The organism is Methylobacterium sp. AC315, assembly GCF_979253755.1.
In genome coordinates this window covers 110019-125927 of record NZ_CEEDEA010000004.1, presented here as the reverse complement: position 1 = coordinate 125927, position 15909 = coordinate 110019, and the positions used below count along the sequence as shown (strand labels likewise).

25 protein-coding genes are annotated in these 15909 nt (G+C 66.3%); 22 read left to right on the top strand and 3 right to left on the bottom strand.

Annotation, left to right across the window (positions count from 1 at the left end):
- The first annotated feature begins 96 nt into the window (after positions 1-96).
- The 16 genes from AC0IY0_RS08275 (at position 97) to AC0IY0_RS08200 (ending at position 8966) form a co-directional block, all read left to right on the top strand.
- Complete coding sequence (locus AC0IY0_RS08275) at positions 97-465, top strand: type 2 periplasmic-binding domain-containing protein (RefSeq protein ID WP_471763553.1); 369 nt, start codon at positions 97-99, stop codon at positions 463-465.
- Between the two features lie 48 nt (positions 466-513).
- Entirely contained in the window at positions 514-783 is a 270-nt protein-coding gene (locus tag AC0IY0_RS08270; RefSeq protein ID WP_246692258.1) for an ABC transporter permease subunit, read from the top strand.
- Between the two features lie 27 nt (positions 784-810).
- Entirely contained in the window at positions 811-1200 is a 390-nt protein-coding gene (locus AC0IY0_RS08265) for an ABC transporter permease subunit (protein ID WP_419829654.1), read from the top strand.
- A 294-nt stretch (positions 1201-1494) separates the two neighbouring features.
- Complete coding sequence (locus AC0IY0_RS08260; RefSeq protein WP_147909523.1) at positions 1495-1872, top strand: hypothetical protein; 378 nt, start codon at positions 1495-1497, stop codon at positions 1870-1872.
- Positions 1873-2348: 476 nt separating this feature from the next.
- Complete coding sequence (gene rplN, locus AC0IY0_RS08255) at positions 2349-2717, top strand: 50S ribosomal protein L14 (protein ID WP_007557579.1); 369 nt, start codon at positions 2349-2351, stop codon at positions 2715-2717.
- Positions 2717-3031, top strand: coding sequence for a 50S ribosomal protein L24 (rplX, locus tag AC0IY0_RS08250; RefSeq protein ID WP_007557581.1), 315 nt, complete (start codon positions 2717-2719; stop codon positions 3029-3031). Before rplN ends, rplX begins: the two co-directional genes overlap by 1 nt.
- Entirely contained in the window at positions 3024-3590 is a 567-nt protein-coding gene (rplE, locus tag AC0IY0_RS08245; protein ID WP_147853154.1) for a 50S ribosomal protein L5, read from the top strand. The genes rplX and rplE overlap by 8 nt, the downstream gene beginning before the upstream one ends.
- A gap of 40 nt (positions 3591-3630) precedes the next feature.
- Positions 3631-3936, top strand: a complete 306-nt coding sequence (gene rpsN, locus AC0IY0_RS08240; protein WP_092039092.1) for a 30S ribosomal protein S14 — start codon at positions 3631-3633, stop codon at positions 3934-3936.
- Positions 3937-3946: 10 nt separating this feature from the next.
- Positions 3947-4342: a 30S ribosomal protein S8 gene (gene rpsH, locus AC0IY0_RS08235; RefSeq protein WP_007557585.1), complete on the top strand. Its 396-nt coding sequence runs from the start codon at positions 3947-3949 to the stop codon at positions 4340-4342.
- A gap of 22 nt (positions 4343-4364) precedes the next feature.
- Positions 4365-4898, top strand: coding sequence for a 50S ribosomal protein L6 (gene rplF / locus AC0IY0_RS08230; protein WP_147898533.1), 534 nt, complete (start codon positions 4365-4367; stop codon positions 4896-4898).
- A 10-nt stretch (positions 4899-4908) separates the two neighbouring features.
- Positions 4909-5271 (top strand): 50S ribosomal protein L18, encoded by a 363-nt coding sequence (gene rplR / locus AC0IY0_RS08225; protein ID WP_010686176.1) that lies wholly within the window; start codon positions 4909-4911, stop codon positions 5269-5271.
- A 112-nt stretch (positions 5272-5383) separates the two neighbouring features.
- Positions 5384-5971: a 30S ribosomal protein S5 gene (gene rpsE, locus AC0IY0_RS08220; RefSeq protein ID WP_007557588.1), complete on the top strand. Its 588-nt coding sequence runs from the start codon at positions 5384-5386 to the stop codon at positions 5969-5971.
- A gap of 12 nt (positions 5972-5983) precedes the next feature.
- The gene (gene rpmD, locus AC0IY0_RS08215) at positions 5984-6175 is read left to right on the top strand and encodes a 50S ribosomal protein L30 (RefSeq protein WP_007557591.1); all 192 of its coding nucleotides are present in this window, start codon (positions 5984-5986) and stop codon (positions 6173-6175) included.
- Between the two features lie 10 nt (positions 6176-6185).
- Entirely contained in the window at positions 6186-6692 is a 507-nt protein-coding gene (rplO, locus tag AC0IY0_RS08210) for a 50S ribosomal protein L15 (protein WP_147909522.1), read from the top strand.
- Positions 6693-6846: 154 nt separating this feature from the next.
- Positions 6847-8193 carry a preprotein translocase subunit SecY gene (gene secY / locus AC0IY0_RS08205; protein ID WP_058192231.1) on the top strand — a complete coding sequence of 449 codons (1347 nt, stop codon included), beginning with the start codon at positions 6847-6849 and terminating at the stop codon, positions 8191-8193.
- Between the two features lie 170 nt (positions 8194-8363).
- The gene (locus AC0IY0_RS08200) at positions 8364-8966 is read left to right on the top strand and encodes an adenylate kinase (protein WP_147909521.1); all 603 of its coding nucleotides are present in this window, start codon (positions 8364-8366) and stop codon (positions 8964-8966) included.
- 182 nt (positions 8967-9148) lie between these two features.
- Here the strand turns inward: AC0IY0_RS08200 and AC0IY0_RS08195 are convergent, their stop codons facing one another.
- Positions 9149-10492 (bottom strand): glycosyltransferase family 61 protein, encoded by a 1344-nt coding sequence (locus AC0IY0_RS08195; RefSeq protein WP_471763547.1) that lies wholly within the window; start codon positions 10490-10492, stop codon positions 9149-9151.
- Positions 10493-10703: 211 nt separating this feature from the next.
- Positions 10704-10889 (bottom strand): hypothetical protein, encoded by a 186-nt coding sequence (locus AC0IY0_RS08190; protein ID WP_471763546.1) that lies wholly within the window; start codon positions 10887-10889, stop codon positions 10704-10706.
- A gap of 287 nt (positions 10890-11176) precedes the next feature.
- Between AC0IY0_RS08190 and AC0IY0_RS08185 the strand changes: the two genes are divergently transcribed.
- Positions 11177-11407, top strand: coding sequence for a hypothetical protein (locus tag AC0IY0_RS08185; protein ID WP_471763544.1), 231 nt, complete (start codon positions 11177-11179; stop codon positions 11405-11407).
- A gap of 10 nt (positions 11408-11417) precedes the next feature.
- Here AC0IY0_RS08185 and AC0IY0_RS08180 read toward each other — a convergent pair whose 3' ends face one another.
- The gene (locus tag AC0IY0_RS08180; RefSeq protein ID WP_147909518.1) at positions 11418-11780 is read right to left on the bottom strand and encodes a hypothetical protein; all 363 of its coding nucleotides are present in this window, start codon (positions 11778-11780) and stop codon (positions 11418-11420) included.
- 251 nt (positions 11781-12031) lie between these two features.
- Between AC0IY0_RS08180 and rpsM the strand changes: the two genes are divergently transcribed.
- The 5 genes from rpsM (at position 12032) to rplQ (ending at position 15588) form a co-directional block, all read left to right on the top strand.
- Entirely contained in the window at positions 12032-12400 is a 369-nt protein-coding gene (gene rpsM, locus AC0IY0_RS08175) for a 30S ribosomal protein S13 (protein ID WP_147853146.1), read from the top strand.
- 171 nt (positions 12401-12571) lie between these two features.
- Positions 12572-12961 carry a 30S ribosomal protein S11 gene (rpsK, locus tag AC0IY0_RS08170; protein ID WP_007557606.1) on the top strand — a complete coding sequence of 130 codons (390 nt, stop codon included), beginning with the start codon at positions 12572-12574 and terminating at the stop codon, positions 12959-12961.
- Positions 12962-12986: 25 nt separating this feature from the next.
- Positions 12987-13859: an MBL fold metallo-hydrolase gene (locus AC0IY0_RS08165; protein WP_471763542.1), complete on the top strand. Its 873-nt coding sequence runs from the start codon at positions 12987-12989 to the stop codon at positions 13857-13859.
- Between the two features lie 105 nt (positions 13860-13964).
- The gene (locus AC0IY0_RS08160; protein ID WP_147909516.1) at positions 13965-14984 is read left to right on the top strand and encodes a DNA-directed RNA polymerase subunit alpha; all 1020 of its coding nucleotides are present in this window, start codon (positions 13965-13967) and stop codon (positions 14982-14984) included.
- A gap of 193 nt (positions 14985-15177) precedes the next feature.
- Entirely contained in the window at positions 15178-15588 is a 411-nt protein-coding gene (gene rplQ, locus AC0IY0_RS08155; RefSeq protein WP_147909515.1) for a 50S ribosomal protein L17, read from the top strand.
- Positions 15589-15909: the final 321 nt, after the last annotated feature.

The window sequence follows — 15909 nt, the reverse complement described above, 5'->3', positions numbered from 1 at the left end:
TCGGTCATACTAATAGAGTTTTACTTTTTAATATTAATATGATTGAATTCATATTTTGGCGAGAGAATCCTCCATTTCACAGTCAGTGCTTAAGCAATGTCGGCAGAGCGCACTCCTACAGCCGATCAGGGCACAACCAACGAGACCGTCCTGCGCCGGGACTTTTCGAACGCGACCGTGGTGGTGTTCGACGATACGCCCTTCGCCTTCGCGGCCCTGCGCAACGGCAACGTTCAGGCGAACACGCAGGACGGATCGAAGCTCGTCAATCTGCTAGCCACGGCTCCCGACAAAGAGAATCACGAGGTTCCGGCCTTCTCGATTTCCAACGACTACATCGGCGCCGGCATCCCGAAGGGTGAGACCCGCCTCCGCGCAGTGGTGGACGAGACGCTCCGGGAGCTGGAGGCCAGCGCGAAGGCTGCGGCGCTCTACGACCGCTGGTTCGGCCCGAACACGACGTAGCCGCTGCCGTGCCTGTTCCGGATCGGCGACCACAGCTAGCCGACGGCGGTGAGTCCCTTCGGCGATCTGCTCGCGCCGCGCTACCTGGTCTGGCTGCTGCAGGGTTTCGGGGTCACCCTGGTCCTGTCTGCGTCGGTGTGCGTGGCCGGAACGGCGCTCGGCCTTGCCTTCTGCTGCCCGAAGGAGGCGGGGGGCCGGTTCGTGAAGGCGCGGAGTACCGCCTTTATCAACCTCACCCGGAACACGCCGTCGCTGGTGCAGCTGCTCTTCTGGTACTTCGGCGCCGTCGCGCTGATGCCGTCCTGGCTCACCGCCTGACTGAATAGCCCACACGGCCTGGCCCTGATGCCGGCCACCCTGCACTGGCCGGCCTCTGAGACCCTGGCCGGCTTCCTCGGGCTGACGCTCTACGCGGCCGCCGACATCGCCGAGGAATGTCGGGCTGGCCTCGACGGCGTACGGCCTGCCCAGCGGGAGGCCGCTTTGGCCCACGACCTGATCGATCTCCAGATCTTCCGCCAGATCGCGTTGCCGCTGGCCCTGCGCTTCGCCTGGCTGCCGGTGGTCGGCCAATATCTCAACACCATCAAGGACACGTCGCTGACCATGACCATCGGCCTCGCCGAGCTGTCCTATGCGTCCCGGGAGGTGGAGACAGAGACCTTCCTGGCCTTCCAGGTTTTCGGCATCGCGACGCTCCTGGAGAGCCTCGAATCGAGCCAGATCGCGCCGTGAACGGGCGCGGCTCGCGGCAGCCTGCTCCCAGCACCGCGCCGGGGGGCCATCAGGTCGAGACGAACCGCCGGACCCGGTCCGGTCTCGACCGCACCGCCCTCGAGCACCGCGTGATTCGGCATCGTCGAGGCCATCCGGGATGGTGCATCCAACGTGGGCGCCGGAACGGGGGCGTGCCGGATCGGGGCAGGGGCCCCGCAACACGGTCTACGGAAGATTAAAGCGAACCGTCGAAATGTCCCGATCGTCGGACGGCCCGTGGGCCGGCCTCTGTGTGCGTCGAGGATGTTGCGTATGGGTTGCGTCGCGGTCAGCAACGTCGTCCCCTTCCGGCGGATCGCCCCCGCCTCCGCGGCAGGCGAGCGGGACGCCCGCAACCGCCGCCGCAGCGAGCAGCGCTCGCTCATGGACGCGGTCTACGCCACCGGCAGCATGATCGTCGCCGCCGAGGACCGTGAGATCAAGCTCACCGCGTCCCGCTTGCAGGTCTACGGCTTCCTGACGATCGAGGAGGTGACCGAGGAGGGCGGCATGCGGCGTCTGCGCCCCTCGGAGGCGATCCGGGCCCGGTCCGAGCGTCCGTGGCGCCTGTCGAAGCCGGCCTACGGAAGCGCCGTGACGATCCCGAGCCTCGACGACTTCCTGTTCGAATCAGCGGGCCAGCCCTTCTGAAGCCCTGAACGCCCGAGAGAACCCAGCCGCCGCGCGAGGCTGCGCGGCGGACATGGCTGTGGTGTCGTTTCGATTTGTCGGCCGCCCCGTCTCGCCGCCCAGCCGCCGCGGAGACATCCTGGCGGAAGCCGCCCTCGACCCGCCGGACGCACATCGATAAGCCCGTGGTCGGCCGCGCCGGGACACCACGCTGCGCCAGCCATCGAATCGCCCCGACCGCGCCCGATCCCCCCCGATCCCACCGGCGAATGTGTCGCGATCGGCTTGCCTTTCGGGGCAGCCCGTAGTATCCGCCCGGCCTTCGCGACATTTCGATGGGTGCTCGCACCCTGTGAACGCGGTGACCGCGCCAGCGTCTCGGACGCCGCAAGCGCGGTCTATACCATGAGCCGGGGACATCAGATCCCCATCAGGCGTCGTCCGCCGGGCAATACCGCCCGTGTGCGGAAACCCGCCTGAAACAAGGAGTCACGCACGTGATCCAGATGCAGACGAATCTGGACGTCGCCGACAACTCGGGTGCACGCCGTGTGATGTGCATCAAGGTTCTCGGCGGGTCGAAGCGGAAGTATGCCGGCGTTGGCGATGTCATCGTCGTGTCGGTCAAGGAGGCGATCCCGCGCGGTCGCGTCAAGAAGGGCGACGTCATGAAGGCGGTCGTCGTTCGCACGGCCAAGGCCGTGAAGCGCGTCGACGGGTCGGTGATCCGCTTCGACAAGAACGCTGCGGTCCTGATCAACAATCAGAAAGAGCCGATCGGCACCCGCATCTTCGGACCGGTGCCGCGCGAGCTGCGCGCGCGCAACCACATGAAGATCATCTCGCTGGCGCCGGAGGTGCTGTGATGGCCGCGAAGATCAAGAAGGGCGACAAGGTCGTCGTACTCACCGGCCGCGATTCCGGTCGCTCGGGCGAAGTCATCCAGGTTCTGCCGAAGGAAGGCCGCGCTTTCGTGCGTGGCATCAACCTGGTCAAGAAGCACCAGAAGCAGACGCAGAACCAGGAAGGCGGCATCATCTCCAAGGAGGCCGCCATCCAACTCTCGAACATCGCGGTCGCCGATGCCAACGGCAAGCCGACCCGCGTAGGTTTCCGCATCCTCGAAGACGGGCGCAAGGTCCGATTCGCCAAGAGCACGGGGGATCAGATCGATGGCTGAGGCCGACAAGAACGCCTACACCCCGCGCCTGCGCAAGCACTACGACGAAGTGGTGCGCCAGAAGCTGATCGAGGAGTTCGGGTACAAGAACCCGATGCAGGTCCCGCAGATCGAGAAGATCGTCATCAACATGGGCGTCGGCGAGTCCACCGCGGACTCCAAGAAGGCGACCGTGGCGGCTGGCGACCTCGCGCTCATCGCCGGCCAGAAGCCAGTGATCACCCGGGCCCGCAAGGCCATCGCGACCTTCAAGGTCCGTGAAGGCATGCCGATCGGTTGCAAGGTGACGCTGCGCAAGCAGCGCATGTACGAGTTCATGGATCGCCTGATCACGATCGCGCTGCCGCGCGTCCGCGATTTCCGCGGCCTGAACCCGCGCTCGTTCGACGGCCGCGGCAACTACGCCCTGGGTCTCAAGGAGCACCTCGTGTTCCCGGAGATCTCCTACGACAAGGCCGAGCAGATGTGGGGCATGGACATCGTCGTGGCGACCACCGCCCAGACCGATGCCGAGGCCAAGGCACTGCTCGCCGCGTTCCAGTTCCCGTTCCGGCAGTGAGGCCCTCGCGCCTCATACGCGGACACCGGAGATAGACCACATGTCGAAGAAAAGCTCAGTCGAGAAGAATGAGGCCCGCAAGACGCTGGTGAAGCGTTTCGCGGCCAAGCGGAAGGCGCTGCTGGACATCGCCAACAACGACACCCTCGAGATGGAGGAGCGCTTCGAGGCGCGCCTCAAGCTCGCGGAACTGCCGCGCAACTCGTCGGCCACCCGCATCCGCAACCGCTGCGGCATGACTGGCCGGCCCCGCGCGTTCTATCGCAAGATGGGCATCTCGCGCATCGCGCTGCGGGAGCTTGGCAACCGGGGCCTGATCCCCGGCCTGGTCAAGTCGAGCTGGTAAGGAGGTCCCCATGGTCAACGATCCCGTGGGTGACATGCTCACCCGTATCCGCAACGGCCAGCTTCGCCGTCGCAACGTCGTTCAGACACCCGGCTCGCGCCTGCGCGCCAACGTCCTGAACGTCCTGAAGTCCGAGGGCTACATCCGCGACTACGCGGCGACCGACCTCGGCAACGGCCGTACCGAGTTCGCCATCGAGCTCAAGTACTACGACGGCCGCCCGGTGATCCGCGAAATCAAGCGCGTTTCGAAGCCGGGTCGTCGGGTCTACTCGTCGGTCGGTGATCTGCCGCACGTGGCCGACGGCCTCGGCGTCACCATCGTCTCCACACCGCAGGGCGTCATGGCCGACCACGAGGCGCGTGAGCGCAACGTCGGCGGTGAAGTGCTCTGCACCGTATTCTGATCGGGACGGAGGAGGTTATCCCATGTCTCGCGTAGGCAAGAAGCCCGTTCCCGTGCCGGCCGGCGTCACCGCCACCGTCACCGGTCAGACGGTGAAGATGAAGGGCTCTAAGGGCGAGCTGCAGTTCGACGTCCCCACGCTGGTCAGCGTGGAGATGAAGGACGGCGCGATCTCGGTCGAGCCGATCAACCAGTCCAAGCCGGCCCGTTCCCTGTGGGGCACGTCGCGGGCTCAGATCGCCAACATCGCCGAGGGCGTGTCGAAGGGCTTCGAAAAGAAGCTTGAGATCACGGGCGTCGGTTATCGTGCGGCGATGGCCGGTAAGGCCCTCAAGCTGTCGCTCGGCTACAGCCACGACATCGAATACGCGATCCCCGCCGGGATCACGATCGTTACCCCGAAGCCCACCGAGATCACGATCACCGGGATCAACCGCCAGCAGGTCGGTCAGGTCGCCGCCGAGATCCGCGATTACCGCGGACCCGAGCCCTACAAGGGCAAGGGCGTGAAGTACGCGGGCGAGTTCATCTTCCGCAAGGAAGGCAAGAAGAAGTAAGGAGGGCATCATGTCTCGCAAGCTCGAAGCCCTCGATCGCCGCAAGGCGCGCGTCCGTCGCGCGCTGCGGGCGGCCGCCAATGGCCGTCCGCGGCTCTCGGTGTTCCGCTCGTCGAAGCAGATCTACGTGCAGGTCATCGACGACGTCGCCGGCAAGACGCTGGCCGCCGCCTCGTCGATCGACAAGGCACTCAAGGGTGAACTCAAGACCGGCGCCGATGTCGCCGCCGCCAAGGCGGTGGGCAAGCTGGTGGCCGAGCGCGCCAAGGCCGCGGGCGTCACGAAGGTGATCTTCGACCGCTCCGGCTACATCTACCACGGCCGCGTCGCAGCCGTGGCCGAGGCCGCCCGCGAAGGCGGCCTGGAGTTCTGAGGAACTCACCCCGCGCGGCGTGATACCCGCGCGGCCATTCCCTCCCGTTTCCGGCGAGGGGAATCGAGCGAGCGGGTCCGAGGATCCGCGCTAGTGAGATAGGTTAGACAACATGGCACGTGAACGGGAAGGCGGGGGCCGCGGCCGCCGCGACGAGCGCGAGGAGCGCGACAGCGAATTCGTGGACAAGCTCGTCCACATCAACCGCGTCGCCAAGGTGGTGAAGGGTGGCCGTCGCTTCGGCTTCGCAGCCCTCGTCGTCGTCGGCGACCAGAAGGGCCGCGTCGGCTTCGGCCACGGCAAGGCCCGTGAGGTGCCGGAGGCGATCCGCAAGGCGACCGAGGCGGCCAAGCGCGGCCTGATCCGGGTGTCGCTGCGCGAGGGTCGGACCCTGCACCACGACGTGAACGGCCGCCACGGCGCCGGCAAGGTGATCCTCCGTGCGGCTCCGCAGGGTACCGGCATCATCGCCGGCGGCCCGATGCGCGCCGTGTTCGAGACGCTCGGCATGCAGGACGTTGTCGCGAAGTCGCTCGGCTCCTCCAACCCCTACAACCTCGTGCGCGCCACCTTCGAGGCGCTTAAGAACGAGGACAGCCCGCGCTCCGTGGCGGCCCGCCGCGGCATCAAGGTTTCGAGCCTCCAGGCCCGTCGCCGCGACGCCGATCCGGCCGACCAGTCCGAAGCTGCGGTCGCGTAAGGGGAGGGTCCGATGGCACAGAAGACCGTCCGTATCGAGCAGATCGGCTCGCCGATCCGCCAGGAGGCCAGCCAGCGCCAGACGCTGATCGGCCTCAAGCTCAACAAGCTCCACCGCGTGTCCGAGCTGGAGGATACCCCCTCCGTGCGCGGCATGATCCGCAAGGTTGCGCACCTCGTGCGCGTCCACGGCGACGTGGCGTGAGGAGGCACCGATGAAGCTCAACGAGATCAGCGACAATCCCGGCGCAACCAAGAATCGGATGCGTGTCGGTCGGGGCATCGGCTCCGGCAAGGGCAAGACCGCCGGCCGCGGCGTGAAGGGTCAGAAGGCCCGGACCGGCGTGTCCATCAAGGGCTTCGAGGGCGGTCAGATGCCGCTGCATCGGCGCCTGCCGAAGCGTGGCTTCAACAACCTCTACGCCCAGGATCTGAACGAGGTGAACCTGGGCCGGATCCAGGAGGCGGTGGACGCCGGCAAGCTCGACAAGGCCGCGACCGTCACGGTCGACAGCCTCGTCACCGCCGGCATCATCGCCCGGGCCCGTGACGGCGTGAAGCTGCTCGGCGTCGGCGAGCTGACCGCGAAGCTCAGCTTCGAGGTCACCCGCGCTTCCAAGTCCGCCATCGAGGCGGTCGAGAAGGCCGGCGGCTCGGTCAGCGTCGCATTCGCCACCGGCGTATCGACCCGCGGTGGCGCCAAGGCCGAGGCCACGGCCTGACGGCCGGCATGGGAGCGACGCGGGGCCCCGTTGCACGGTCCCCGCGCACCCTTTAAGCCGATCCTTCGAGCGGCGGCCCTGCGACCACGCGGGCCGCCGTTTTCAATTCATCCGGGCGCCGTTCGCCCGGCGACACTCCCAGGACGCGACGCTTATGGCCTCAGCCGCCGAGCAGCTTGCCGCCAACCTCAATTTCGGTGCCATCGCGAAGGCCGATGAGCTGAAGAAGCGCATCTGGTTCACGCTCGGCGCCCTCGTGGTGTTCCGGCTGGGCACCTACATCCCGATCCCCGGCATCGATCCGGAGCAGTTCGCCCGGAACTTCCAGCAGCAGGCCGGCGGCGTGCTCGGGCTGTTCAACATGTTCTCCGGCGGTGCCGTCGAGCGCATGGCGATCTTCGCCCTCAACATCATGCCGTACATCTCGGCCTCGATCATCGTTCAGCTGCTCACCTCGGTGATCCCGAGCCTGGAAGCGCTGAAGAAGGAGGGTGAGTCCGGCCGTAAGGTGATCAACCAGTACACCCGCTACCTCACGGTGGTGCTGGCGCTTGTGCAGTCCTGGGGCATCGCGATCGGTCTCCAGAGCTCGTCCGCGGCCATCGATCCCGGCCCGTTCTTCCTGGCCTCGACGGTGATCACGCTGACCGGCGGCACCCTGTTCCTGATGTGGGTCGGCGAGCAGATCACCTCGCGCGGCATCGGCAACGGCTCGTCGCTGATCATCTTCGCCGGCATCGTCGCCCACCTCCCGGTCGCGATCGCGGGCGCTCTCGAGCTCGGCCGCACCGGCGCGCTGTCGCCGATCATCATCCTGGGCGTCGCCGTGGCGGCCGTGGTGTTGGTCTACTTCATCGTGTTCATGGAGCGCGCCCAGCGCCGCCTGCTGATCAATTACCCGAAGCGCCAGGTCGGCAACCGCATGTACGAGGGCCAGACCTCGTTCCTGCCGTTGAAGCTCAACACGTCGGGTGTGATCCCGCCGATCTTCGCCTCGTCGCTCCTGCTCCTGCCGGCCACCGCGGCGAGCTTCTCCGCCAATGGCGGCAGCACCGGCTGGCTGGGCACCGTGACGGCCTATCTGGGCCACGGGACACCACTGTTCATGGCGCTCTATGCGGCGCTGATCATCTTCTTCACGTTCTTCTACACCGCGGTGGTCTTCAATCCGCAGGAGACGGCCGACAACCTGAAGAAGCATGGCGGCTTCATCCCGGGCATCCGTCCGGGCGAGCGCACCGCGGCCTTCATCGACAAGGTGCTGACCCGGATCACGGTGATCGGCGCCCTGTACCTGACTCTCGTCTGCCTCTGCCCCGAGATCCTGTCGTCCTACGCCTCGGCAAGCCTTGGCTTCGGCGGGACCTCGCTGCTGATCGTGGTCTCGGTGACCATGGACACGGTCGCTCAGATCCACGGGCATCTGATGGCGCATCAGTACGAGGGCCTCGTGAAGAAGGCCAAGCTGCGTGGCGCCTCGACCACGCAACGCCGCCGCTGAGCCTGCTACAGAGTCGGGACGAAGCCACCGCCGCGCCCGCCTCTCAGCAAAAGGTCTGGATGCCTCCGGGCCCGGGACCGACTAGAAAAACCCGAGACGGGCGACGCCGGGGAGGCTTCGCCAACCGCCGCTTGTGCCCGTAGAGAGTCGGGCCGGACGAGGACAACGCCATGCGCATCATTCTGCTCGGCCCCCCCGGCGCGGGGAAGGGAACGCAATCCGAGCGGATCGTCGAGCGCTTCGGCATCCCGCAGCTCTCCACCGGGGACATGCTGCGCGCCGCTGTCGCCGCCGGCACGCCGGTGGGCCTCGAGGCCAAGGCCGTGATGGAATCGGGTGGCCTCGTCTCCGACCGGATCGTGGTCGGGATCGTTGCCGACCGGATCGAGGAACCCGACGCGAAGCGCGGCTTCATCCTGGACGGTTTCCCCCGCACTGTGGCCCAGGCCGAGGCGCTGGCAACCATGCTGTCCGGCAAGGACATGAACCTGTCCGCGGTCGTCGAGCTCAAGGTCGACGAGGACGCGCTGGTCGGGCGCATCCAGAAGCGGGCGGCGGAGACGCTCGCGCGCGGGCAGGCGGTGCGCAAGGACGACACCCCCGAGGTGTTCAAGCAGCGCCTGGAGGCCTACCGGGCCCTGACCGCGCCGCTTTCGGACTACTACGCCAAGACCGGTTTGCTCCACACCGTCGATGGCATGCAGCCGATCGATACCGTGACCACGGAGATCATGGCGGTGCTGGAGCCGCACGCGGAACGTGTGGAGTCCTGACCAAGACCGCCGGCACGCCGCATCATTCGGCGGCCGGCCTTGTGATGAACTCGAAGCGCGCGAAGCCGACGCTCAAGCAGCGGGCTGAGAGTGGTTCGATCAACGTTCGGTTGCGTAGACCTTAGGTTGGCGCAACGGCGATGATCGGCGATGGCGTCAGCGCCGTCGTCCTTCCAGGAAGATCACAGTTCTTCGACGGTACGGATCGTGTGCGGCTCCGTGTTCGGAGCGAGCCGCGAAGAATCTTGGCTGCCATCGGCGCCGACGCGAAGCGGGGCGTGGGGGTATATCCGGCCCGCAGGTAAATCGTTTCGAGCAGCTTGCCGGCATCCCTCACGACCCCCATCGAGCCATGCCAGAGCGCGGGCTAGGTGGTCTGGATCGAGGACGTAATCCGATTGCGCTGGCCGACCCGGATCGAGGGCCTTGCCGTAGCAGACGCCGTAGCGATGACCGCGCGCCGCTGCGAGGTCGAGATAATACGGATCGGTGAACGTTTCCGGGGCGAAGTATAGAATGCGCGTCCCTGGCGCGCAGAACAGTGTGTTCACCATCGCGGCGCCCATGCAGCCGACGACGCGCTCTGCACACGCGAAGGTCGCGGCCTGCTCCCGCGCTGAGATCCCCTCGGGATCGATCGGCTGGTAGCCGCGGGCCTGCAGGGTCCTGCAGAGGTCCACCCATCCGATCGGCACCCGGCCGCGATCACGTCGGCGAGTCACGAACAGACGGGTCGGACGGCGCGGGGGCGATCGCCACCATCGCCGGTCCAGGCGACGCATCATCGCGATGGCCCGAACGGAAAGGTCTGCGAGAGCCTGGGGATGCTTCGGGCCAGGCAGACCAGCCACCGGCGAGGCAAAGTAGAGGTCCGCCGCCCGGTAAGTCGTATCCGGTCGCAGCAACCGAATCGTGACGTCCCGGCGTCCGAGCAAGCCCCGGAGAAGCTCGATCCGCATCCTGTCGGTCGCCGGGATGAAACCGTGCAGCAACAGGCAGATGGGTCTGCGGAGACCGGACAGGCAGTCCACTGCCAGGAGGCGCGGCAGGTCTTCGGCCAGCCAATGTCCCCAGTTGAAGGTCCCGGAGGATGTCAGCAGGAGATAAGCGCAGGTCTTCGGAAGGGTCGTGGTCGGCCCGCTGGCTCCCGGTTGCGGGAGCGTGACGAGATCGGAGGGACGGAAAGTCTCGAACAGGAGCAGCGTTTCCCCATCGCGGGAGACCGTGATGCTCCGGTCGCAGATGCTCGCATTGTCGATCCGAACCAAAACACAGGCCGGTGCGACCGCTTGGACGCCGCCAACGAGGGCGAAAGCCCGATCCAGATCCGGCCGGAGGGCGGGATCGGCGAAGATCGCGTCCGGATCGAGAGTGCGGGTGTAGCAGGCCGGATCGTAGAGATTCGCGACCGAAACGATCTCCGGGGCCGGCGTTGCGTGCAGTCGATGCAGCATATCCAGATCACCCGGAAAGCCGCCCGACGCATAGATCGATGGATCGCAGGAAATGTAGCGCGATGCGCACATGGACTCATGCGGATTGCGCCGCTCGTCGCCAAAGATATTTTATGTGAAACTCTGATGCTTCACAAGGTCAAGCAGTATTTACGCAGCATGGCACCGCTGGAAGGCATTCCGCGCGAGCCTAATTGATCGACATCAATCCATACCTCGGATTAGTATATCGTATTAAAAGAAGAAATATTTCTTACATTTGCGGCTTAAGGGGGATATGTGATCAAAAATCAAGTTCTGATCTTGCGATCCGCGAGGAGAGAGCATGCAAAAACTCAAACCGGTGATCATAGAAATCTTGGCGGTGCTGAGACCGCAGGCCGAGCGCGGCCCCTCCTGCCGCAAACGCCAGCATGCCGCATGCATTCGGATGCCGGCCGCTACCGGAGGACACATCCATCAGTTCCATCTTGCGCCACGATCCTGCGCGCGGCGAGAAACCAGCAGGCGACACTCGCGGGGTGGCATCGACGGGCCGACCGGCCCTGCGGCGCGATGCGTCGGTCCCATGGGGCCGGCACCGAACGCGGTCCCATCACACAGCCCGGCATGCGCTTGGTCGCTCGACCGGATGTGCGAGATCTGATCGCCCGGTCGTGGGACGCCGTCTCGAACGACGAATTGCCCGGGATCGGAGCGTGCGGTGAACCATAGGCGCAGCCGGAGGTTGATGGCGAAACACGATCGGGAGTCCCGATGACCGCCCTCCGTATCCCCGTAAGCCTTCTGCTTCTGGCCGTGGTGCTGGCGCCCCTCTCGGTCGCGGCGCAGAGCCCCGCGCAATCCTTCGTCTACGGGGAGAAGCGTTTCCGGCATACGTGTCGGCCGCCTCTCAAGTATGCGGCGGGTGCGTGCGTCCGCCGCTGCCCGGCCGGCTACCAGACGATGGGCGGTTATTGCCGGTACCGAAGCCAGCGATTCCGTTGACGCGGCGGTGTCAGCGATCCCCAGGCCCCTCCGCCCGCAACGCTCCAAAGAAATTGACGATGTCCATCGGCAGCGCGCGGCGTCCGAATAGACGGGTGGGATTGCCGTCGGTGCGGTCGTCGCGCAATTCAACCATCGCGGTCATGCTGTTGTAGCGGAACACCATCCGGCGGCCCGCGAAGGTCGCCCAGAGCTGGCCGGGACCGTCATCCTCGGTTTGGAGTGCGATGGTACCGGGCTGGGCCTCGGTGAGGATGCCACCGACGACCGCAAGGATCACCGGGACGACTTCCTCGGCATTCTCTTCGGCGGCCCGAAGGACCGAGTCTGCGAAAGCCCGCAGGGTGGCGCCGTCGCTGGTCAGAACCGACATCTGTGCTCCCTCGGTGACCCTGGCATGGTCCGCGCGCGACGCATGGAAGCGCGGCCGATCGTTCACCAGTCGTTGACATCTGGGCCCGCGCACGCTAGCAGGCCCTCCTTCGTCCAATCGATCGCTGGTCCGAGGTGCCCTGTCCAGGGCCGCCCCAGGGCCACGTTGTCGTTTGGCGCGCGCAGGGGCCGGCCTCCACCGGACGCGCGCGATCAACGCCCGCATCGCCGGGCCTCAGATGGAGCGTGATCATGGCCCGTATCGCAGGCGTCAACATCCCGACCAACAAGCGCGTCGTCATCGCGCTCCAGTACATCCACGGCATCGGCTCCAAGAAGGCCGAGGAAATCACCCAGAAGGTGAACATCCCCGCCGAGCGTCGCGTGAACCAGCTCACCGACGCCGAGGTGCTGCAGATCCGCGAGACGATCGACCGCGACTACATCGTCGAGGGCGACCTGCGCCGCGAAGTTTCGATGAACATCAAGCGCCTGATGGATCTTGGCGCCTATCGCGGTCTGCGTCACCGCAAGCAGCTGCCGGTCCGCGGCCAGCGCACCCACACCAACGCCCGCACCCGCAAGGGCAAGGCGAAGCCGATCGCCGGCAAGAAGAAGTAATTCTCCACTTGGAAGGCCGTGCTGAGCTCGGCCTTCCTTCCGTCGTGTTGGTGTCCCGCGAGGGATCCCGCATCGGGCCGGACCGCCCTTCACGGGCGCGCCGGCCGAGTCCCCAAAAGAATCCCGAGCGCCTGGAATTACGGGCGCGCTTGAAGGAAGAGTGAGACCCGAATGGCCAAGGAACCGCAACGCGTCCGTCGGCGCGAACGCAAGAACATCGTGTCGGGCGTCGCCCACGTGAACGCTTCGTTCAACAACACGATGATCACCATCACGGACGCGCAGGGCAACACGATCTCGTGGTCCTCCGCCGGCGCGATGGGCTTCAAGGGCTCGCGCAAGTCGACGCCGTACGCCGCGCAGGTTGCCGCCGAGGATGCCGCCCGCAAGGCGTCCGAGCACGGCATGCGCACCCTCGAGGTCGAGGTGTCCGGCCCGGGTTCGGGTCGTGAGTCGGCCCTGCGCGCGCTCCAGGCCGCCGGCTTCACGGTCACCTCGATCCGCGACGTGACCTCGATCCCGCACAACGGCTGCCGTCCGCGCAAGCGTCGTCGGGTCTGAACCAGTCGGTCTGACGGAGAAGCTCATGACGGGATCGAAGCCGCTTCCGGGCGTGCTGCGTTGGAACCTCGGCGACCTCACGGTCACCGCGCTCAACGACGGCTGGTTTCAGGCCAGCCTCGATCTCGTCACGGGGATCCCGAAAGACGAAGCCGGCAAGCTCCAGGTTGCGGGCTTCCGCACCGAGCAGCCCAAGATCACGCTGAACGCCTTCCTGATCACCGGTGCCGGCCGCAAGCCGGTGTTGATCGATACGGGATACGGCGACTTTGCCCCGGTGGAGACCCTGGGGCGGCTCAGCACGGCTTTGGCGCTCACCGGCGTCAAGCTCGAGGAGATCGAAACCGTCCTGGTCACGCACCTGCATCCCGACCATGTCGGCGGGCTGGTCAAGAACGGGGCGGCCCGGTTCCCCAACGCCGAGATCGTGGTGCATGCCGACGAGGCGGCGCACTGGCTGCCGGACGACACTCTCTCGCGGGCGCCGGACGAGGCCAAGCCGTACTTCGAAAACGCCCGAAAGGCGGTCGCGCCCTACACCAAGCGGATGCGCGAGCATCGCGGCGGTGAGGTCCTGCCGGGGATCAGCGCGGTCCACCTGCCGGGTCATACCCCCGGGCATTGCGGTTTCCGCATCGTCTCCGGTGGACAGTCGCTGCTGATGTGGACGGACGTGGTGCACCTGCCCGCGATCCAGTTCAAGAACCCGGAGGCGGGTGTCGGATTCGACGTCGATGGCGACCAGGCGCGTGCGACGCGCAAGGCCATCATGGACGAGGTGGCGCAGGAGCGGACCTTCATCGCAGGTGCGCACCTGGAATTCCCGGCCCTCGGCTACGTGGATCGGGACGGGGCCGGGTACCGCTTCGTGCCGGCCCTCTGGGTCGGTGGCGAATAACAGACTTGAATTCAGGGACCGTTCGGGGCGCCAGGGGGCGGCGCCGGGCGGCCGAAGCGCGGGAACGGGTGTCGCGGATCCCGAGCATGGACGAGAGGTAGGATCGTGGTCATTCAGAAGAACTGGCAGGAACTGATCAAGCCGAACAAGCTGCAGGTCTCGACCGGCGACGACCCGAAGCGGGTCGCCACCGTCGTGGCCGAGCCGCTCGAGCGCGGCTTCGGCACCACCCTGGGCAACGCCCTGCGCCGGGTGCTCCTGTCCTCGCTCCAGGGCGCGGCCGTGACCTCGGTGCAGATCGACGGCGTGCTGCACGAGTTCTCCTCGATCCCGGGCGTCCGCGAGGACGTCACCGACATCGTGCTGAACATCAAGACCATCGCGATCCGGTCGCAGACCGATGCGCCCAAGCGCATGACCCTACGCAAGACCGGCCCGGGCACCGTCACGGCGGGTGACATCGGCACGGTCGGCGACATCCAGATCCTGAACCCGGAGCTGGTGATCTGCACGCTGGACGACGGCGCCGAGATCCGCATGGAGTTCACGGTCGCCACGGGCAAGGGTTACGTCCCGGCCGAGCGCAACCGTCCAGAGGACGCGCCGATCGGCCTGATCCCGGTGGACGCGCTGTTCTCCCCGGTGACCAAGGTCAGCTACCGCGTCGAGACCACCCGCGAGGGCCAGGATCTCGACAAGGACAAGCTGACGATGACGATCGAGACCAACGGTGCCGTGGGCCCGGAAGACGCGCTGGCCTATGCCGCGCGGATCATCCAGGACCAGCTGCAGGTCTTCGTGAACTTCGAGGATCCGCGCAAGGAAGAGGCTGCCCCGCTGGCCCCGCAGCTGCCCTTCAACCCGGCTCTGCTCAAGAAGGTCGACGAGCTGGAGCTGTCGGTCCGGTCGGCGAATTGCCTGAAGAACGACAACATCGTCTACATCGGCGACCTGATCCAGAAGTCCGAGGGCGAGATGCTGCGGACCCCGAACTTCGGCCGCAAGTCGCTCAACGAGATCAAGGAAGTGCTGGCCGGCATGGGCCTGCACCTCGGCATGGACATCCCCGGCTGGCCGCCGGAGAACATCGAAGATCTCGCCAAGCGCTTCGAAGAGCATTACTGAGGCGAAACGGCTTCGGGCCGGACTGGGCGGCGCTGTACGGTGCCGTCCGTCGGGCCTGGCCAGATACGGACCTCCGCAGACCTGACGCGAAGTCCAAAAAATCCCGCCGCGGGGTTACGCGGATAACAACAGCCTCGATGAGGCACCCGGCCGTACCGTGGCACGGCGGCCGAGATGAGAAGGAAGCCAAATCATGCGTCACGGTTATCGCGGTCGCCGCTTCAACCGCACAGCCGAGCATCGCAAGGCGATGTTCGCCAACATGTCGGTCGCGCTGCTGAAGCACGAGCAGATCGTCACCACCCTGCCGAAGGCCAAGGACTTGCGTCCCGTGGTCGAGAAGCTCGTCACCCTGGGCCGCATCGACAGCGTGCACACCCGCCGTCTCGCCATGGCGCAGCTGCGCGACGGCGACATGGTCAAGAAGCTCTTCGCCGTGATCGGCCCGCGCTACCAGGGCCGTCCGGGCGGCTATCTCCGCATCATGAAGGCGGGCTTCCGCAAGGGCGACAACGCCCCGCTGGCCGTGATCGAGTTCGTGGATCGCGACGTCGAGGCCCGCGGCAAGGATTCCGGTCAGGTCGAGGTCGCCGAGGCGGCCTGAGCGAAGCTCCAACGATCCAGCTGAAGAAAGCCGTCCCGGGACCGTCCGGGGCGGCTTTTTCGTGTTCGTGCAGAGCCCCAAAAAAACCCGCCGGCTTGCGCCGGCGGGCCTGAAGCAGGGTCTACGTTTCGAAGCGTCGCGGGAGCTCGCCCTGGCGGTCAGTGTCGGCCTGACCGGGAACTCGACCGCGCGGCAGCTTCGAAACCTCTATCCCTGCCGATTCTTGTTGGGTGGATCGTCCTGATCCGTGTCAGCATCGCGCCGACTGCCTGGGAAGATACCGTGATTGCTCATGGTTCACCTCCACGATCGTAACCCGGA